Origin of the sequence: Streptomyces sp. VNUA24, from assembly GCF_029167005.1 — a bacterium.
Taxonomy (GTDB): domain Bacteria; phylum Actinomycetota; class Actinomycetes; order Streptomycetales; family Streptomycetaceae; genus Streptomyces; species Streptomyces scabiei.
Map to the genome: position 1 here is coordinate 4,178,096 of NZ_CP119143.1, position 18,347 is coordinate 4,196,442.

At 71.1% G+C, this 18,347-nt stretch carries 20 protein-coding genes; 6 read left to right on the forward strand and 14 right to left on the reverse strand.

The features are described 5' to 3' along the window. Positions 1 to 127: 127 nt before the first annotated feature. Complete coding sequence (locus PYR72_RS17505) at positions 128 to 670, forward strand: PPA1309 family protein (RefSeq protein WP_275456204.1); 543 nt, start codon at positions 128 to 130, stop codon at positions 668 to 670. Between the two features lie 96 nt (positions 671 to 766). Here the strand turns inward: PYR72_RS17505 and PYR72_RS17510 are convergent, their stop codons facing one another. The 4 genes from PYR72_RS17510 to PYR72_RS17525 form a co-directional block, all read right to left on the reverse strand. Further along, a complete protein-coding gene (locus PYR72_RS17510; protein ID WP_275456205.1) occupies positions 767 to 1,864 on the reverse strand; it encodes a PDZ domain-containing protein in 1,098 nt (365 codons plus the stop codon). A 66-nt stretch (positions 1,865 to 1,930) separates the two neighbouring features. Continuing rightward, the gene (locus PYR72_RS17515) at positions 1,931 to 2,062 is read right to left on the reverse strand and encodes a hypothetical protein (protein WP_275456206.1); all 132 of its coding nucleotides are present in this window, start codon (positions 2,060 to 2,062) and stop codon (positions 1,931 to 1,933) included. Between the two features lie 168 nt (positions 2,063 to 2,230). Then, on the reverse strand, positions 2,231 to 2,689 hold the full coding sequence (locus tag PYR72_RS17520; protein ID WP_275456207.1) for a molybdenum cofactor biosynthesis protein MoaE: 459 nt from the start codon (positions 2,687 to 2,689) through the stop codon (positions 2,231 to 2,233). A 270-nt stretch (positions 2,690 to 2,959) separates the two neighbouring features. Then, positions 2,960 to 4,072: an SDR family oxidoreductase gene (locus PYR72_RS17525; protein WP_275456208.1), complete on the reverse strand. Its 1,113-nt coding sequence runs from the start codon at positions 4,070 to 4,072 to the stop codon at positions 2,960 to 2,962. 190 nt (positions 4,073 to 4,262) lie between these two features. On the opposite strand from PYR72_RS17525, the gene PYR72_RS17530 reads away from it, so the two are divergent. Both PYR72_RS17530 and PYR72_RS17535 read left to right on the forward strand, forming a co-directional pair. Beyond that, the gene (locus tag PYR72_RS17530; protein ID WP_013000835.1) at positions 4,263 to 5,678 is read left to right on the forward strand and encodes a zinc-dependent metalloprotease; all 1,416 of its coding nucleotides are present in this window, start codon (positions 4,263 to 4,265) and stop codon (positions 5,676 to 5,678) included. Continuing rightward, a complete protein-coding gene (locus PYR72_RS17535) occupies positions 5,675 to 6,190 on the forward strand; it encodes an NUDIX hydrolase (RefSeq protein ID WP_275456209.1) in 516 nt (171 codons plus the stop codon). The genes PYR72_RS17530 and PYR72_RS17535 overlap by 4 nt, the downstream gene beginning before the upstream one ends. A gap of 194 nt (positions 6,191 to 6,384) precedes the next feature. Here the strand turns inward: PYR72_RS17535 and PYR72_RS17540 are convergent, their stop codons facing one another. From PYR72_RS17540 to PYR72_RS17555, 4 genes are all read right to left on the reverse strand, one after another. Further along, positions 6,385 to 7,137, reverse strand: a complete 753-nt coding sequence (locus PYR72_RS17540) for an AIM24 family protein (protein WP_275456210.1) — start codon at positions 7,135 to 7,137, stop codon at positions 6,385 to 6,387. A gap of 27 nt (positions 7,138 to 7,164) precedes the next feature. Further along, positions 7,165 to 7,842: an AIM24 family protein gene (locus tag PYR72_RS17545; protein ID WP_275456211.1), complete on the reverse strand. Its 678-nt coding sequence runs from the start codon at positions 7,840 to 7,842 to the stop codon at positions 7,165 to 7,167. A gap of 8 nt (positions 7,843 to 7,850) precedes the next feature. After that, on the reverse strand, positions 7,851 to 9,467 hold the full coding sequence (locus PYR72_RS17550) for a TerD family protein (protein WP_059079180.1): 1,617 nt from the start codon (positions 9,465 to 9,467) through the stop codon (positions 7,851 to 7,853). Between the two features lie 243 nt (positions 9,468 to 9,710). Then, the gene (locus PYR72_RS17555) at positions 9,711 to 10,307 is read right to left on the reverse strand and encodes a M48 family metallopeptidase (RefSeq protein ID WP_079081623.1); all 597 of its coding nucleotides are present in this window, start codon (positions 10,305 to 10,307) and stop codon (positions 9,711 to 9,713) included. Between the two features lie 218 nt (positions 10,308 to 10,525). Here PYR72_RS17555 and PYR72_RS17560 point away from each other — a divergent pair, with 218 nt between their 5' ends. Both PYR72_RS17560 and PYR72_RS17565 read left to right on the forward strand, forming a co-directional pair. Continuing rightward, positions 10,526 to 11,791: a TOMM precursor leader peptide-binding protein gene (locus PYR72_RS17560; RefSeq protein WP_275456212.1), complete on the forward strand. Its 1,266-nt coding sequence runs from the start codon at positions 10,526 to 10,528 to the stop codon at positions 11,789 to 11,791. Then, complete coding sequence (locus tag PYR72_RS17565; protein ID WP_275456213.1) at positions 11,784 to 13,139, forward strand: AarF/ABC1/UbiB kinase family protein; 1,356 nt, start codon at positions 11,784 to 11,786, stop codon at positions 13,137 to 13,139. The genes PYR72_RS17560 and PYR72_RS17565 overlap by 8 nt, the downstream gene beginning before the upstream one ends. Positions 13,140 to 13,214: 75 nt before the next feature. Here PYR72_RS17565 and PYR72_RS17570 read toward each other — a convergent pair whose 3' ends face one another. From PYR72_RS17570 to PYR72_RS17590, 5 genes are all read right to left on the reverse strand, one after another. Further along, positions 13,215 to 13,424 (reverse strand): hypothetical protein, encoded by a 210-nt coding sequence (locus PYR72_RS17570; RefSeq protein WP_275456214.1) that lies wholly within the window; start codon positions 13,422 to 13,424, stop codon positions 13,215 to 13,217. A 149-nt stretch (positions 13,425 to 13,573) separates the two neighbouring features. Then, on the reverse strand, positions 13,574 to 13,897 hold the full coding sequence (locus tag PYR72_RS17575) for a hypothetical protein (RefSeq protein WP_275456215.1): 324 nt from the start codon (positions 13,895 to 13,897) through the stop codon (positions 13,574 to 13,576). Next, positions 13,894 to 14,262 (reverse strand): WhiB family transcriptional regulator, encoded by a 369-nt coding sequence (locus PYR72_RS17580; RefSeq protein WP_005480495.1) that lies wholly within the window; start codon positions 14,260 to 14,262, stop codon positions 13,894 to 13,896. Before PYR72_RS17580 ends, PYR72_RS17575 begins: the two co-directional genes overlap by 4 nt. 173 nt (positions 14,263 to 14,435) lie before the next feature. Then, positions 14,436 to 14,759 carry a hypothetical protein gene (locus PYR72_RS17585; RefSeq protein WP_275456216.1) on the reverse strand — a complete coding sequence of 108 codons (324 nt, stop codon included), beginning with the start codon at positions 14,757 to 14,759 and terminating at the stop codon, positions 14,436 to 14,438. Positions 14,760 to 14,923: 164 nt separating this feature from the next. Further along, on the reverse strand, positions 14,924 to 17,146 hold the full coding sequence (locus tag PYR72_RS17590; protein WP_275456217.1) for an ATP-dependent DNA helicase UvrD2: 2,223 nt from the start codon (positions 17,144 to 17,146) through the stop codon (positions 14,924 to 14,926). 236 nt (positions 17,147 to 17,382) lie between these two features. On the opposite strand from PYR72_RS17590, the gene PYR72_RS17595 reads away from it, so the two are divergent. Then, entirely contained in the window at positions 17,383 to 17,640 is a 258-nt protein-coding gene (locus PYR72_RS17595) for a mycoredoxin (protein WP_275456218.1), read from the forward strand. Positions 17,641 to 17,721: 81 nt separating this feature from the next. Here the strand turns inward: PYR72_RS17595 and PYR72_RS17600 are convergent, their stop codons facing one another. After that, the gene (locus tag PYR72_RS17600) at positions 17,722 to 18,255 is read right to left on the reverse strand and encodes a DUF6193 family natural product biosynthesis protein (RefSeq protein WP_275456219.1); all 534 of its coding nucleotides are present in this window, start codon (positions 18,253 to 18,255) and stop codon (positions 17,722 to 17,724) included. Positions 18,256 to 18,347 lie beyond the last annotated feature (92 nt).

Below are 18,347 nucleotides of genomic sequence, written 5' to 3' on the forward strand. Positions count from 1 at the left end.
CGATACGTCAGGCCCGCGTCTACGGACCCGCCAGCGGGCCCCGTGATCGCAGGGGCCTCACCTATGCAACTTACTCACGCTTTACTCGGTTCCCGTTTCGGGGGACGAACGAGGCAGGATTGTGACCATGTCCAACACTCCCATGGCAGCGAACCCCCTCACCCGGGCCGTGCTCGAGATCGACGAGTACGCCTCCGGCCTGGGCTGGGACCAGCCCGCTCGCCTCTTCGCCCTGGTGGATACCGCGCGTCTGCGGTCCCAGGAACCCGCCCTCGCGGCCCAGCTCGGACTGCAGGACGAGTCCGAGACCGCCGGTCTCACCCCGATCGAGCAGGACGAGATTCCCGCGGGCAAGGCGCTGGACGAGTTCCTCGGCACCATCGCCTGGCCCGACGCGGTGGTCGGCTGCGCGCTGACCGTGGAGCGGCTGATGCTGCCGCCGTCCGCCGAGTCGTCCGTCCCCGAGAACCTCGACGAGGCCCGTCTCGCCCAGTGGGTCGCCTCCCACCCGGAACGCCAGGAGGTCCGTATGACGGTCGCCGTCCTGCGGGACGGCTCCCGTGACTCGGCCCTGCGCCTGCGCGAGAAGGACACCCCGACCGAGGTCCTCACCGGCCCGGAACTGGTGCCGGGCCTGGCGGAGGCCCTGTCCGCGACCTTCGTGGACTGAATCCGCCGCCACGCGCGTGGGGGGCGCCCCCGACCCCCGGGAGCGCCCCCCACGCGCGCGTACGTACGTCCGCTCCGCGTCGGCCCTCGTGTCCCGTCAGCCCTTCGTGGTGCACTTCGGCAGGTCGGCGGTGTCACCGGCGCGGATGTCCTTCAGGGCGCCCAGTGCGTCCCGGATGGTGCCGACCTTGACGAGGGTGAGCCCGGCGGGGACGTCCCGGGCGGCGGTGGCGCAGTTGTCCTCGGGCGTCAGGAAGTACCGGGCGCCCTTGGCCCGCGCGCCGACCGTCTTCATCTCGATGCCGCCGATGGGGCCGACCTTGCCCTGGTCGTCGATCGTGCCGGTGCCGGCCACGAACTTCCCGCCCGTGAGGCTGCCCGGAGTCAGCTTGTCGTAGATGCCGAGGGCGAACATCAGTCCGGCGCTCGGGCCGCCGACGTCGGCGAGCTTGATGTCGATGGTGAACGGGAAGGTGTGGTCGGTCCCGGCCGAGATGCCGACGATCGCGCGCTCCTCACCCGTGTCGTCGGACTTTCCCGTGGTGATCGTGACCTTCTCGGTCTCGGTCGCCGTCCTGTTCGCCTTCTCGGCGGCGGCCTGGGCCTTGGCGGGCACGATGACGAAGTCCACGTCCTCACCCGGCTTGTGCCGGGTGACGAGCTTCGCCACGTCCTCGGGCACCTTGACCGCCGTCCCGTCGACGGATTTGATCACGTCGCCGGCGTGCAGCTTGCCCTCGGCCGGTGAGTCCTTGAGCACGGTGGAGACGATCACCCAGGACCGCACCGGGATGTCCAGTTCCTTCAGGGCCGCGACCTTGGCGCTCTCCTGGGACTGGCTGAACTCCTCGGCGTTCTCCTGCGTCGACTGCTCCTTGGTCTTGCCGTCCGGGTAGAGCGTGTCGTGCGGCACGACCTTGTTGTCGTGCGCAAGCCAGCCGTACACGGCCTCGACCAGGTTCATCCGGTAGTCGGCGCTGGTGACGCGGACCGTGGTCATGTTCAGATGCCCGCTGGTCGCGTACGTCCTGCGCCCGGAGATCTGCAGCACCGGCTCACCGTCGTGCTTCCCGAGGGTGTTCACCGTCGGCCCCGGCGACATCTCCGCATAGGGCACGGGAATGATCACACCCGCGCACAGGAGTGCGATCAGCATCAGCGTGGAGGCGAGCATCGTCGCGGTGCGGCGTGGCATGGAACGACAGTACGGGACAGGCATGTAGGCGCACTGTCGGGGCCGTCCGTCCGGGGTGGGGCGACCCTAGCCGCCGGAATGGGACCGTTCCATGGCCTCGCGGAAGCGGGAGTAGCCCGCGAGCTCGGTGCCGTCCTCGATGCTCCTGCGGTTCCGGCTGGCCCAGCCGCCCCACAGTCCGGCACCGATCGCGGCCACGAGTGGAATCAGCAACCAGGCGAGCGCCGCCATGCCGGCCTCCCAACCCCTGTCAAACAACCACAACTGACTGATCAGCAGATTAACCGTCCGCTCCGTCAACGCTCGCGCCGGGGGGCGGGTTACGCAACCGGAACGCGCACGGGCGCGTTCCGGTCACGGTCCCGGCTACGCGCCGACCCATTCATCGGTGCCGTCGGAGAATTTCTGGTGTTTCCAGATGGGCACTTCGCGCTTGAGGTCGTCGATCAGTTTCCGGCACGCCTCGAAGGCCTCGCCCCGGTGCGGACACGACACGGCGACGACCACCGCCAGGTCTCCGACCTCCAGGTTCCCCACCCGGTGCACGGCCGCGAGGGCCCGCACCGGGTAGTCGGCGACCACCTTCTCCGCGATCCGCCGCATCTCGGCCTCGGCCGTCGGGTGACACGAATAGCCCAGCTCGTCGACGTCGGCGCCGCCGTCGTGGTTGCGCACGGTCCCCACGAACAGCGCGGTCCCTCCGGCCGCGTCGTCCCCGACCGCACGGAACACCTCGTCGACGGAGAGTGCCGTCTCCCGAATCCCGATCAGTTTGACGGGCTCCTCGGCCCCCTGCTCACCGGGATGATCATCATTGACTGCCATACCCCCATCGTGCCCCACCCGCCCCCGGCCCGACGAGGCCGAAAACGCACGTACGCGCGCGGAGCGGCTGGGCGGTACCTACAGGCGCGGACACGGCAGAGCCACCCGACGGCTGTCGTTCCGCCGGGACGGCCGGCCCGGCGGGCGTGGCGGTCCCGGCAGGCATGGCGGTCCCGGCAGGCGTGGCGGTTCCCAGCCGCCCCGTCCCGGCGGGGACGCTCCTCGGCGAGGCTCCCTTCGGCGAGGGGGCCTTCGGCGAGGGAGGCGTCCTCAGCGCCGGCCCCGCGCCTTCCGGGCCCGCCGCACCAGCGCCGCCGTGCCGAGCAACGCGACCGTCGCCCCCGCGGCACCCGCCGCCGTCGCGTCCTTGCGCCCCAGCCGACGTCCGGCCACGGTGTGCCGCCCGGCGACCTCCTCCAGCAGTTCCGCCAGCACTTCCTCGTTCGTCCACAACGGCCGCCACCCGGCGTCGTGCAGCCGGCTCCCGCTCACCACCCACGGATACATCGTGTAGGCCAGGTCCCCGGCCGGCGACGGCGTCAGCCCGATCCGGTGCAGCCGGGCGGCGGCACCGAGTGCGACGGCGGAGGGCAGCTCCATGCGCCGGATCCCGCTGAGCTCCTCGACCTCCTCCTGCTCCAGCCATCCCTCGCAGCCGACGGCCAGTTCCCCGTCGACCTTCTCCAGCACGGCGTACTCCAGCGCGCCGCACAGGTCCTCGACGTGACAGAACTGCCAGGCGGGCCGCGATCCGGCCACCACCAGCAGCCGCGGCGACTCGAAATACCTGGTCAGGGCCGTGTCCGTGCCTCCGACGAGCGTCGCCGGGCGGACGACGGTGACATTGAGGCCCGGATGGGCGCGCGGCGCCCGGCGTGCGAGGCGCTCGATCTCCAGCAGGTCGCCGACCCCGGTGGCCTCGGCGGTCGCCCGCAGCTCGGCGTCCTCCGAGAGCGGCAGCTCGTTGTCGGGCAGCGCGCCGTAGACCATCGCCGAGGTGCACAGCACCACCCGGTGCACCCCGGCCGCCGCGGACGCCGTCAGCACGGTCTGCGTCCCGCGCACGTTGTACGCGCTGCGGGCCGCCGCGTCGGTGCCCAGGTCGAGGTCGACCGCCAGGTGCACCACGACGTCCGCCCCGCGCAGCTTCTCGGCGATCGCCGGGTCCCGGACGTCCAGGATGTGCCACTGCGCGGCCGCGCAGTCGCCGCGCCGCTCGTCGATGGCGATGACCTGGCGGATCCGGTCGGACTCGGCGAGCCGCTCGGTGAGCATCGCTCCGACGCCGGACGCGGCACCGGTGACCGCGACGACGGGCCCGCGCACGGCGGGAGTGGTGGATTGGTTTCGCGCTGCGCGAACCTGTGGATCTGGGGAACTCACCGGGCGTCTCCAGCGGTTGTCTTCAGTACGAACGCGGGCGACGCGTGCGTACCAGGTGGCATCCATCCTGCCGCAGGCCATCGGTCGGCGGAGCACCGAGGCCTTAACCCGCCGTGGTGTCTAGGCTGGGTGGTGTTCGGGCAGCCGCGCCGTCGGAGAAAACCGATGGCCCTATCAGCCGAGGAATCCCGTGAGTGACACCCCATTCGGATTCGGCCTTCCGCCGGAGGAGCCGGACGACGGCGACGAGGGCAAGAAGAAGGACCAGGAGAGCGGTGGTGGTCAGGGACCGGCCAACCCGTTCGGCTTCGGGTTCCCCGGGGCCGGCGGTCCCGGCGCCGACAATCCGTTCGCCGCGATGTTCGGTTCCATGAACCCCACCGACCTGGGCGCCGCCTTCCAGCAGCTGGGCCAGATGCTCTCGTACGAGGGCGGTCCGGTGAACTGGGACATGGCCAAGCAGATCGCCCGCCAGACGGTCGCCCAGGGGACCGCCGACGGCACCAAGGACGCGAGTGTCGGCCCGGCGGAGCGCACCGCTGTCGAGGAGGCCGTCCGCCTGGCGGACCTGTGGCTCGACGACGCGACGTCCCTGCCGTCCGGTGCGGGCTCCGCCGTGGCGTGGAGCCGCGCGGAGTGGGTGGAGGCCACCCTGCCCGCCTGGAAGGAGCTCGTCGACCCGGTGGCCGAGCGCGTGGGCGGCGCCATGGGCGACATCCTGCCGGAGGAGATGCAGGCCATGGCCGGCCCGCTGATCGGCATGATGAAGTCGATGGGCGGTGCCATGTTCGGCCAGCAGATCGGGCAGGCCGTGGGAGTGCTCGCGGGCGAGGTCGTGGGCTCCACCGACGTGGGCCTGCCGCTCGGCCCGGCCGGCAAGGCCGCGCTGCTGCCGCTCAACGTGGAGGCGTTCGGCAAGGACCTGGGCGTCGGCAAGGACGAGGTGCGTCTCTACCTCGCCCTGCGCGAGGCCGCCCACCAGCGGCTCTTCGCCCACGTCCCCTGGCTGCGCTCCCACCTGTTCGGCGCGGTCGAGGGCTACGCGCGCGGGATCAAGGTCGACACGGCCAAGCTGGAGGACGTGGTCGGCCAGTTCGACCCGCAGAACCCCGAGGAGCTGCAGCAGGCGCTCCAGCAGGGCATGTTCCAGCCGGAGGACACCCCGGCGCAGAAGGCCGCCCTGGCCCGTCTGGAGACCGCTCTGGCACTGGTGGAGGGCTGGGTGGACGCGGTGGTGCACGCCGCCGCGAAGCCGCGCCTGTCGTCCGCGGACGCGCTGCGCGAGACCCTGCGCCGGCGTCGTGCCACGGGCGGCCCTGCCGAGCAGACCTTCGCCACGCTGATCGGTCTGGAGCTGCGCCCCCGCCGTCTGCGCGACGCCTCCCGTCTGTGGGCGTCCCTCACCGACGCGCGCGGTGTCGACGGCCGCGACGCGCTGTGGGCCCACCCCGACATGCTGCCCACCGCCTCCGACCTCGACGACCCGGACGGCTTCGTCCACCGTGAGCAGATGGACTTCTCCGAGCTGGACAAGATGCTCGGCGAGGCAGCGGGCGGCTCCACCGAGAAGCCGGACCTCAAGAAGAAGGACGACGACACCGAGTGAGCCTGCACGACGACGCGGTCCTCGTACTCAAGAGCTACGAGGACCAGGCGGAGCTGCGCCAGGCATATCTCGACCACCTCGCCGCCCACCCGGACGGCATGTGGAAGGCGTGCGGCGACGGGCACATCACGGCGAGCGGCCTGGTGATCGATCCCGAGCGCGGCCGGGTGCTGCTCACGCTCCACAGGAAACTGCGCATGTGGCTCCAGATGGGCGGCCACTGCGAGCCCGGGGACAGCACGCTCGCGGGCGCCGCCCTGCGCGAGGCGACGGAGGAGTCCGGCATCGCGGGCCTGACGCTCCTGCCCGGCGGTCCGGTCCGTCTCGACCGCCATCACACGCCGTGCGCCTGGCACCTCGACGTCCAGTACGCCGCCCTCGCCCCCGTCGGCGCGGTCGAGGCGATCAGCGACGAGTCCCTCGACCTGCGCTGGTTCCCCTACGACGAGGTCCCGGCCGTCGCCGACGACTCGGTCGTACGTCTGCTGGACGCCGCACGAGCGCGGCTCTGACGCCGCTCTTCGGCGCCACTCGCCGGCGTCACCCTTCGGCGTCGCTCTTCGGCGTCGCTCTTCGGTGTGGCGTCGGCGGGCGAGGGGTGTGCTGCCGGCGGATCGTGGGCATGCCCCCGCCGGGGGAACGGACACAGTAAGGGGCGTCCGCCAGGCGGACGCCCCTTACCCATGTGCCGACGCGCGTGCCGTCGTCAGTTGCGGCTGCCCCCGAGGGAGTTGCCGCTCAGACCGCCGCCTCCCATGCCGAACTGCCCGAGCACCCCGGACGTGCGCAGATGCTGCGGCGGCAGCAGCTCGCTCGGCTGTACCAGGACATGTCCGTGGCCGCCGAAGTGCATCTCCCAGCCCTCACCGGTGGAGCCCCTGCGGCGCCATACCGCGGACGTCGAGGTCGGCGCCTGGAGCTGGGTCCGCAGCGAGGTGGACCAGGCGATGACGGCGTCCGAGTCGACGCAGATGTTCTTCTCGGGCGTCACTTCCAGGGCGAGCGGCTCCCCCGAGGTCATCAGGACGACCTTTCCGCCACCGGACAGCTCCAGGTTGTACGCCCCGGCCGAGGCCACCTCGACGGCGCTGTCCACGGCGACGATGCCGACGTTCAGGGAGCCGTCGAAGGCGAGGACGGCGGAGGAGTCGACGGTGATGCCGCCGCCGACCTCCATGATGTGCAGGTACTGCGCGAAGTTGGCGAGGTACACGACCCCGTTGCCCTTGCAGCGCATGAGTTCGAGGCGCTCACCGGTCATCCGCTCGGCGTTGCGCCAGCTGCGGTTGCGGTACTGGCTGTCGAAGTCGACCTGCCCCTCGAAGGCGACCATGGCGCCCTGGCGGGCCAGGACCGGGCTGCTGCCGATGGTGATGTCGGTCTTGAGCAGCTGCGGGTTCTGCAGTGTGTAGCGCTCGGTGTGGTTCACCGGGATGTGCGCGAAGAGCGTGCTGTGCATGGTGTGCTGTTCTCCTCTCGGTCCCGGTCAGCCACGGATCTTGAAACGGTCGCCGGTGTCCTCACTGGGCTGGACGACGACGAAGCCTCGTCCCTTGAAACCGATCTGGAAGGCCTCGCCGCTGCCCCGGCCGATCAGCGCGCCGGCCTTGATGGTGCGGCGGGCCTTCATGTCGAGGCCGTCGGTCCAGGCGATCAGCGCGTCCGGGTCGACGTACGTCTCCCGTTCGGCGCAGTCGAGGGAGATCGGCACGCCCCGGCTGACCAGGGCGACCCATCCGGTGCCGCGGATCACGAGGTTGGTCAGGCCCGACCCGGAGAGTTTGGCGAGGCCCTTGACCGGCTCGATGGAGAGCTGGAGCGAGGCGTCGCAGGCCAGGAGCGTGGGGCCGTTGACGGACAGGGCCTCGTTGTTCAGATGGAGGATGAGGACGTCGCCGCCGTAGTCGGCGAGGTACAGGTCCCCGTCGCCCCGGCAGAGCATGAGCTTGCCGCCCTCGCCGCTGACCATCTCCTCCGCGCTGCGCCGCAGTGTGGCGGGCGGGCCGTCGAACTGTACGTAGCCGTCGTACGCGATCATCGAGCCGGCCTTGGCCAGGAGGTCCTGGCCGGTGACCATGGTGACCTTGAGCGTCTTGGAGCTGTGCACGCTCATACGGACGCCGGTGGCGGCGGAGCGGTGGGCGTTGAGTGTCTGGAGGTCCATGCTCTGCCTCACACCTCGAAGGGCTGGACGACGACGAAGTTGCCGGGCGCGCCGCGGAACTGGAGGTTGACGGCCTCCTGGGTCTGCCGGGCGTACCCGGAGCGGCGCAGCCTGAGCGAGGTGGTGGTGACGGCCTGCGCTCCCGCGGACCAGGCGATGACGGCGTTGCCGTCGACGTAGGTGGCCGGGCCGACGGGCAGGACGACGGGGACGCCGCGCGTCTTGACGACGACCGCGCCCGTACCGGAGAAGAGCATGCTGAACAGGCCGCCGCCCGGCAGGCCCGCGCCCTCGATCCGGCGGACCTCCGTGTCCAGGGCCTCGTCGAAGGCGAGGACGCCCGGCGCGCTGGTGTAGAGCTGCTCGTTCTCCAGACGGATGACGAAGAGGCGGCTGCCCTCGTCCGCGAGGAACACCTCACCGTCTCCGGAACAGCGCATCAGGGACATGCCCTGGCCGGTGAGCTGGCCCGTCAACTTGCCGAGCAGACCGGAACCCTTGTGGGCGAAGTCGATGTCGCCCTGGTAGGCGACCATGCTGCCCTGCTTGGCGAGGATGTTGGCGCCCTTGGTGAGCGTCGTCCGCACCAGTTGTGGGTTCTGCTCGGTCCAGCGGTCACCGACGGGTGCCTCGGAGTACTTCGTCAGGACGGCCCGCAGTCCCGCCTCCGGCGGCACCGGCGCGAGCTGCGTGCCACCGCCGAAGGGCTGGGCCTGCCCCGGAAAGGCGCCGGGAGCGCCGGGGGGCGTGAACGGTCCGCCCTGCGGGGCGGCGCCGGGGGGCGTGAAGGGGCCGCCCTGGGGCGGCGCGCCCGGAGGAGTGAAGGGACCGCCCTGGGGCGGCGCGCCGGGCGGGGTGAACGGGCCACCCTGCGGGGCCGGCGGTGCCGGGGGCGGGACCGTGCCGCCGGGCGGCGTGTGCAGGGGCGCGGCGATGGTCGGCGCGGCGTGCACGGAGGGGGAGGGCGCCGGGGGCGCGTATCCCTGGGGGGGCACGGGGGCCGGAGCCGGCGGAGCGGCGGGGGCGCCGAACGCGGGTGGGGCGAAGCCGGGGGCGGCACCGGACTGCGGCGGCTGCGGTGCGGCGGCCGGCTCCTCCTCGGCGACCTCGCCGCCGAAGTTCTTCAGCAGCGCGTCGAGGCCGCCGTCGAAACCCTGTCCGACGGCCGCGAACCGCCACACGTCCTTCAGGTAGAAGTCGCCCAGCATCACGGCACGCTCGGTGGAGAACTCCGAGCCGTCGAACGGGTAACGGGCCACCTCCTCGCCACCCGCGACGATACGGACGTACCCGGGGGCGATCTGCGACATCTGGCCGTTGCCGTCGATGGTCGCCGTGAAGGACAGCTTCTGGATCTGGGGCGGGATCCTGTCCAGAGTGACGCGGAAGGACTCCGTGTCACCGGACTGCGCGCCCAGGAGCTGGATCGACTCCTCGGGGGACTTCGGCTGGTTGAAGAAGACGAAGTAGCGGTCGTCCGACAGCCGTTCGTCGGCGTCGAGACCGAAGCAGCTGATGTCGAAGGTCAGCCCGGGGCCGGAGATCTGTACGCCTACGTACAGATCCGTACCCGCGGTGAGGTCACTGATCTTGGCCTTGTGGCCGCGTTGGAATTCCCTGGCCATGCGTTACGACCGTCCCCCATCCCGAAAGTGCGTGCGCCTGCGAGTGCGTCGCGTCAGGCTAACCGCAAAGTCGTGAAGCGTACGAGGCTGGTACAGAGACGGTACAAAAGCGCGACTTCGGTCACGGGTCCCGCAAACGCACACACATGCGAGACGCCCCTTCCGTGATGCTCTCCTCCGAGCCGCCTCGCGCCCGCGGAGCACCGGTGGAACCGCGGTCCGCCGGGCGGCCGGGGAGCAGTGTCACTCGTCCGGGGCGACCGGCAGGTGCGGCAGCCGGTCGGCGGCGACCACCCCTTCGAGGTAGCCGCGCGCCCGCTCGGTGCGCGGATACGCCTCCAGCAGCTGCCAGAAGCGGGGGCCGTGCCCCGGTACGAGCAGGTGTGCGAGTTCGTGGAGAAGGACGTAGTCGACGACGTACTCGGGCATCCCCTGCAGCCGGTGCGACAGGCGGATGCTGCCCTCGGCGGGGGTGCAGGAGCCCCAGCGGGTGTTCTGGTTGGTGACCCACCGCACGGATGCGGGGCGGGCGCGACCACCGAAGTACTGGTCCGAGAGCCGCTCGGCGCGCTCCGTCAGTTCGGTGTCGCCGAGACGCCGTTTGCTTTCCTGCGCCGCCAGCTTGTCGAGCATGACGGTCACCCAGCGTTGCTCCTCGGCCTCGGACATCCGGGCGGGGATGAGCACGACGGTGCGATCGCCCTCGCGGTACGCGGAGACGGTTCTACGCCGTCGCGCGCTCCTGCGGACCTCGATCGCGCTCGCTCGTGAGCCGCTCGGCGGCTGGCTCGTCGTGCTGCGTTGTGGCTTTCCGGCGCGGTGCAGTGGGTCGGCGGGCACGTCCCGACGTTACCCGCTGCACACGGGGGAAGTCCCGCCTCCGGAAGGGTTCGGTATCGATCCGCCCTCCGAGCGCCGGATTTGTACTACGGATGGCGTCGCCTGTGGACAACTTTCGGCAGGCATCGTCGCAGTCCGTGCATGCTGGCACTCGTCGGCGAACCGTGCGCTCGCACCGCCGGCACACAGCGACCGATTCAGGGCTGACGGGGGCCGATATGCATCCGATGGTGAAGCCCGCGCTCCGGCGCGGCTGGCGGGACCTCAACACCGTGCAGTTCGGTCTGGCACCGGCCCACGCCATGGTGCTGGGCCCGATGGACACGGCGACCGGCAGTTTCCTCTCCCTGCTGGACGGGACACGCGGGCTGCCGCTCCTGCGCGAGGAAGGACGCCGGATGGGCCTGCCGGACGGCCATGTGGATGGCCTGGTGGACCGGCTCACCCGATCCGGCCTGCTGGACGACGCGACGGGCGGCGGTCCGGCCGCGGACGAGCTGCGCGGCAAACGCGAGGTGATGGAGCGGCTGCGTCCCGACTCCGCCGCGCTCTCACTGATCACGCCTGAACCGGGTGACGCCGTGAAACGCCTGGCGGCCCGCCGGTCACTGAGAGTGCAGGTACGGGGTGCGGGCAGGGTGGGCGCGGTGCTCGCCTCCCTGCTCGCGGCCGCCGGCGTGGGTGAGGTGGACGTACGCGATGTCGGCCGGGTCGAGCGGTGGGACGTGACGCCCGGTGGCCTGCCGGCCGAGTCGATCGGGGAGCGCCGCGACATGGCCGCGCGCCGCGCCGCCCGCCACGCGGCACCCGATCGCCCGCCCCGTCGCCGCCGCGGGGCCCGGCAGCACGCGCACCCGGCCGAGGACACGCCGATGGACCGCCTGCGCGAGGAGCCGGGCTTCTCCCTGGTGGTGCTCGCCCCGCGTGCCGGTGTCGACGTCCACGCTCCGAAGCCGTCGGCTGCCGAACCGCTCATCACCTCGGGCACACCGCACCTCTATGCCGGCGTGGTGGAGGGGACCGGCGTGGTCGGCCCGCTGGTCCTGCCCGGCGAGACGGGGTGCGCGGGCTGCCTCGACCAGAGCCGTGCCGACCGCGACGAGACCTGGCCGCGGCTGGTCGCGCAGTGGCGCTCCGGTCGCCCCCATCAGCTCGAAGCCTGTGATGTCACGCTGGCCACGACCGTCGCGGGACTGGCCGCGGGGCATGCGCTCGCGTTCCTCGACGGGCAGCTGCCGTCCAGTGCGGGAGCCCGCTGGGAGGTCTCGGCACCGGGCTTCGACTGGCACCCGCGCCCGGTGTGGCCCCACGCCGCGTGCTCCTGCTCGGCCGCCGAAAACGGCGACGGTACGAAAGGTAACGGGGAACACACCCCGAAGGAGGGGGAGACGCGCGCGACAATGGCGGAGCAACAGCGGTCAACGAGGTTGTCCCGCAAGGCACACGCGGCACGGCCTGCTGGGACTTGGAGGGCGCATGTCTGATCTTCCCCGCAAGGCGGTCACCCGGACCGCCAAGCTCGCCGCGCTTCCGCTCGGCATCGCCGGCCGGGCCACCTGGGGACTCGGCAAGCGGATCGTCGGTGAGTCGGCGGAGCTGGTGGGCCGCGAACTCCAGCAACGCACGGCGGAGCAGCTGTTCAAGGTCCTGGGCGAGTTGAAGGGCGGTGCGATGAAGTTCGGGCAGGCCCTGTCCGTGTTCGAGTCGGCGCTCCCCGAGGAGGTCGCGGGCCCCTACCGCGCGGCTCTGACGAAACTCCAGGACGCCGCTCCCCCGATGCCGACCCGTACGGTGCACGCCGTACTGGAGGAACGCATGGGGGAGGACTGGCAGGAGCTGTTCCTGGAGTTCGAGGAGAAGCCGGCCGCCGCGGCCTCGATCGGCCAGGTCCACCGCGCGGTCTGGCACGACGGCCGCGCTGTCGCGGTGAAGGTGCAGTACCCGGGCGCGGGCGAGGCCCTGCTCTCCGACCTCGGCCAGCTCAGCCGGTTCGCACGCCTGTTGGGCCCGCTGATCCCCGGGATGGACATCAAGCCGCTCATCGCGGAGCTACGGGACCGGGTCTCCGAGGAACTCGACTACGGCCTGGAGGCCCAGGCCCAGCAGGCGCACGCGGAGGAGTTCGCGGACGACCCGGACGTCGTGGTCCCCGCCGTGGTGCACCAATGCGAGCAGGTGCTGGTGACCGAGTGGATGGAGGGCACCCCTCTCTCCGAGGTGATCACCGACGGCACTCAGGAGCATCGTGACCGGGCGGGCCAGCTGCTGACCCGCTTCCTGTTCTCCGGTCCGGCCCGCACCGGACTCCTGCACGCCGACCCGCATCCGGGCAACTTCCGCCTCCTGCCGGACGAGAAGCTCGGCTGGCGCCTCGGCGTCCTCGACTTCGGCACGGTGGACCGGCTGCCGGGCGGCCTGCCGGCCACGATCGGCGCGGCCCTTCGGCTGACGATCGAGGGCGAGGCGGAAGCCGTCTACGAGATGCTCCGCACGGAGGGATTCGTCAAGGAGTCGATAGACCTGGATCCGGACGCGGTCCTCGACTATCTGCACCCGATCATCGAACCGGTCCGCGCCGACGAGTTCTCCTTCGCCCGCGGCTGGATGCGCAGTCAGGCCGCCCGCATCGCCGACCCCCGCTCCCCCGCGCATCAGCTGGGCAAGCAGCTGAACCTGCCCCCGTCCTACCTCCTCATCCACCGGGTGACGCTGAGCACCATCGGTGTCCTGTGCCAGCTCGGCGCGACGGTCCGCATGCGCGACGAACTGGAGGAGTGGCTGCCCGGTTTCCTGCCCGACGAGGAGGAGGACGAATCGGCCGCGGAGGCGTGAGCGGTTCGCGCGGCGACCTCGTCGGCCGCCCGCGCGATCCCGGCCCGAGGAACTGCCCGGGACGCGGACCGGGGTTCACCACCAGGCCGAGTCCAGTCGTCCCTCGATGGCCCGCAGATTCTCCCGGGTGCAGTTCTCGCAGAAGTAGTGCCGTCGGCCGTGCTCCACGGAACAGATCCACAGGGGCTGAGGGGCTGTGGCGGTGGTGCCGCAGCGGGCGCACACGAGGCTGTGGGGTTCTGCGGTCGAGCCGCTGTTGTCGCTGTCTCCGGAAAGACTCGTCACCCGGCGACGATAGCCCCGCGCTCCGCGGATCCGTGGTCACCACGCACCGCGGGGGCCGGCCCGTTCGGACCGGCCCCCGCGGGGAGCCACTGCTGTCGGTGGTTCTGATGTGCCTGGCCGGGCCGGCTATGCCGGTCGCCGCGCGGCGGCTACTGCATGACCGCCATGGCGAGCGCGCGGCGGGCGCGCATCGACGCGCGCTCGGCCCGGCGCTGCATCCGGCGGGCGACCGCCAGGCGCATGGCCCGGCGTTCCTGCTCGGCCTGGTGCAGGCGCTCGTGCATATGCGCACGAGCCAGGGCTTCTGGCATGAGATGCATCTCTCGGGTCCTGTTCTGACGCGAGGTGTTCGCGCCGGTGGTGGTGAAGTGTGAGGTCGCGGAGCCGGCGGGCTCGCTCGTGGACGGCTTCATCGGGGCCTGCTTCTTGGGATCGTGCGTGAGGGGGCGGTCGATGGTTCCGGTGATGTTCATGCTGTGACCGGGTTCTTGCGCGGGCGGCCACGGGGCCGCTTGCGGGCCACGACGACACCCTGGACGAAGAGCTCGCCGCCCCAGACACCCCAGGGCTCACGCCGCTCCTTGGCGCCGGCGAGGCAGGCCTCCATCAGCGGGCAGGTACGGCAGAGGGATTTGGCGTACTCGACGTCGGCCGGCGACTCGGCGAAGAAGACCTCCGGGTCGTAGGAGCGGCAGGGGACGGGTACGCCCAGGTTCTCGATGGCGTCGTCGAGCGCGGTGAGCGCGGTGAGCGGGGTCAAGGTGGAGTCCTCCGTGAGGCCGGGCGGGGGGATCGTTTCGGAAGGCGGTACGGACGGGGCGTGCGCTTCGAGTTGCACGGTTCGTCTTCCTCGTCTGGTCGTTCCGGCCTGTTGGCCGGTGGCGGCTGGTACCGGGTTCTTTTCTTGTCCCGAGGCCCCTTCGCTCTGTAGTCCCCGATCGGGGACAAACAGAAGGGCCGCGGATCCCGGATGGGGTTCCGCGGCCCTGAAGGCGCCGGCCTGATCGTCGATCAGGCTGGATCACTCCAGGGTTCAGGCCCACGGAAGGCCCACATCAGGTGGTGCTGCGTCGTCTGCTTCCGGAATCCGGCACCGGCCGCTGCGAAGGCATAGGCCTGGGCCTGTGCCTCTACTGCTGCTTCCAGTGCCTTGGTCGGTCGCTCATTGCGCTCACGGACGGGAAGACCCGCCAGAGACACGGAGGGAGCCGGACGGTCGCCAGTGATGGCGGACAGACCGGTACCCAGGTTCGAGACGCCGAGCATGCACAGGGAGACGGCCGAGCGATCGGTCATTTTGACCGTGCTGGTGAAGCTGGTGTTGATGCTGATCACTGGACTCGCCTCCTCTCGGCGTCTATGGGGACCGGCGCGAGCCAATCCGACGGATATGAAGTACACCACGAAACCGGGGCCTCCGAGAAGGCCGCTGCTCTCGTGCCTAAGAACCTATGGGGATTCCCGGGGCATGCGCAAACTATTTTTTCGACGAGTTCGCATCAGTCGTTCCGGTCCTCGCACCCAGGCTCCCGACCTGCGCAGATGTCGAGAACATCGGCCCCGTAGCGCTGCAGCTTGCGGGTGCGCACACCAGGGATGCGACCGAGCTCAACCGGAGTGCTCGGCCCCGCTTCCGCGATCGCCATCAGGGTTCTGTCGGTGAAGACACAGAAGTCCGGTTGGCCGCTGCGCTGCGCCTGGACCGCGCGCCACTCGCGCAGTCGCTCGTATAGGCCCTCGTCCATGTCGGAGGGGCAGTCCTCGCAGCGCATCAGCTTCATGTCACCGGCGTCCCGCAGGGTGCGCCCGCAGACACGGCAGCGGGCGGGCGTCCGGCTGGTGCGGCGGGCGACCGCCTCGGTGCCGCCGGCCGTGCCGTCACCCGTTCGGCCGCCCACCGAGCCCCGTTCGACGCCCCCGGTGCCCCCGGCTCCGGTCCGGCCCGCCCTGGCAGTGGAGCCGGGGCGCAGTCCGTCGAGGAAGCGGCTGGGACGGCGGCTGGGACGGCCACCGGGCGCCCGGGACAGGGCCCAGGAGACCGAGAGCTGCTCGCGCGCCCGGGTGACCCCGACGTAGAGGAGGCGTCTCTCCTCCTCGATCTGTTCGTCCGTTCTCGCGTAGGTGATCGGCATCATCCCCTCGGCGACACCCACCAGGAAGACGACGTCCCACTCCAGCCCTTTCGCGGAGTGCAGGGAGGCGAGGGTGACGCCCTGGACGGTCGGGGCGTGCTGGGCGTTCGCGCGTTCGTCGAGTTCCGCCACGAGGTCGCCGAGTGTGGCGTCGGGTCTGGCCGCGGCGAAGTCGTGGGCCAGGTTCACCAGGGCCGCCAGCGACTCCCAGCGTTCCCTGACCGCGCCGGACCCCGCGGGCGGTTCACCGGTCCATCCCTCGCCGGACAGCACGGCCCGTACCTGCGAGGGAAGGTCGACGGCGTCCTCGAGCAGGGTGTCGTTGCCGCCGAAGCGGGCGGCGGCTCTCAGCGCGGCACCCGCCTTGCGTACCTCGGGGCGGTCGAAGAAGCGTTCCGCGCCGCGCAGCTGGTAGGGCACCCCGGCGTCCGCGAGGGCCTGCTCGTAGGTCTCGGACTGGGAGTTGGTCCGGAAGAGAATGGCGATCTCGCCGGCGGGCACACCGGCTGCGACGAGATCCCGGATGCGGCGGGCGGCGCCCTCGGCCTCGGCGGGCTCGTCCGTGTACTCGGTGTAGCGGGGCTCCGGGCCCGGGGGGCGCTGCGAGATCAGTTCGAGGCGATGGTCGGCGGCGCGGCCGCGGGCCTGGGACAGCAGACCGTTGGCGAGGTGGACGACCTGCGGCGTGGAGCGGTAGTCGCGGACCAGCTTGACGACGGTGGCCCCGGGGTGACGGTGGCGGAAGTCGAGCAGATGGTCGGGAGTTGCACCGGTGAACGAATAGATCGTCTGGCTGGCGTCGCCCACGACGCACAGGTCGTCCCGGTCACCGAGCCACAGCTCCAGCAGACGCTGCTGGAGGGGGCTGACGTCCTGGTACTCGTCGACCACGAAGTGCTGGTACTGGGAGCGGACCTGCTCGGCGATGTCCTGGCGGTCCTGGAGGATACCGACCGTGAGCAGGAGGACGTCCTCGAAGTCGATGACGGCCCGCTCGCGCTTCAGCTCCTCGTACGTCGCGTAGATCTGGGCGATCTCGGCCGGGTCCCGGGGGGCCTCGCGGCCGTGCTTGGCGGTCGCGGCGGCGTAGTCGGAGGGCACGGTCCGGGTGACCTTGGACCACTCGATCTCCGCTGCGGCGTCGCGGAGTTCATTGCGATCGAGACGGATGCGGCAGGCGGCGGCCGCGTCCGCGACGAGCTGGATCTTGCGGTCGACGATGCGCGGCATGGCACCGCCGACGGCCTTCGGCCAGAAGTACTGGAGCTGGCGCAGCGCGGCCGAGTGGAACGTCCGGGCCTGGACTCCGGCGGCGCCGAGCTGGCGGAGGCGGCCGCGCATCTCGCCGGCGGCGCGGTTGGTGAAGGTGACGGCCAACACACTGGCGGGCTGGAGCATCCCGGCGCGCACGCCGTAGGCGATCCGGTGGGTGATCGCCCGGGTCTTGCCCGTACCGGCGCCCGCCAGCACGCACACCGGGCCGTGCAGGGCCGTCGCCACCGCGCGTTGCTCGGGGTCGAGCCCTTCGAGCACCGCGTCGGCCGAGTCGGGGACCCGCGGGAAGAGGGTGGAGTGCGTTGCTGCTGTCACACGGCCATGCTGCCAGGTCCCCGGAGACGGCCGAGCGAGTTGTCCACAGGCGGGCCCTCGCAGTCGTACTAATGCGGCAAGCGCCTCCTGTGCTCCGGGCTCACCCGGTGTCCCCGGTGCGCCCGGTAGGGGGCAGGGGTGGTGGACGCCACCCGAACAGGGGAATGGTGGGCCCGTCGCGTACGTTCCACTCACTGCGACCAGCACCCCTCAGACCGTGAAGGAGCGCCAGGGACATGGCGGGCACTGTGACGATGTACAGCACCACGTGGTGCGGCTACTGCCGTCGGCTGAAGAGCCAGATGGACCGTGAGGGCATCGCGTACAACGAGATCAACATCGAGCACGACCCGGAGTCCGCCGCCTTCGTGGAGAAGGCGAACGGCGGGAATCAGACGGTCCCCACTGTTCAGGTGATTCCTTCCAACGGCGGCGTCGAGGTCGTCATGACGAACCCGAGCCTTGCCCAGGTGAAGCAGGCTCTCGGCGCCTGAGCCCGTCTCTCGGAAAGCAGCCCTCGCTCCCGCACGGACGAGGGCTGCTTCCTTGGCCGCGTCCACCGTCGCCTCCAGAACTCACATGTGCTCGTCCGTGGAGGCGGTGATGACGGGCTCGTGGCCGGTGGGCAGGAGTTCGAGCACGAGGGCCACAGCCTCTTCGGCACTCCCGACTTCGCCGATCACGGCGGCAGAACCGCGTCGACGCACCTTGAACCGTCCGTTGTACAAGGGCTCGATCGATCCGGCCTGCATGGTCCAGGGGTAGCCGGTGGAGGAGCTGAAGGCCAGTGCGAAGTGGCTGGTGAACGGATACAGCCGCCGGAGTCGTGGTTGAGCGGCGGCAGCCTCCAGCAGCGCAACGATGTCCGGATAGGGGCGGCCGGGCATGCGGATCCGGTGCACCGCACGGCGCCACTGCCAGCTGAGCCGCAGGGACTGCCAATGGGCCTCGACAGCGTCAGCCGGGCCGCGACCGCGTGCTGCGGCCATGTCCGGCAGAACTGGTCGTGGCGGGAGGGCCGACTGCTGATCGCGGCTCACGAACCCCTCGCTCCTACACAGGTCCAGCAGAAGATCGGCGCGCAGCGGCAGCCACGTCACGGCCGCCACGGACCGGTCCCGGCCGCCACGGGCGAGTCCCGGCCCGCCGCGACCTGGGAGTCCTGCCTGCCACGACCGACGAGCCCTGACCGCGCGTACGG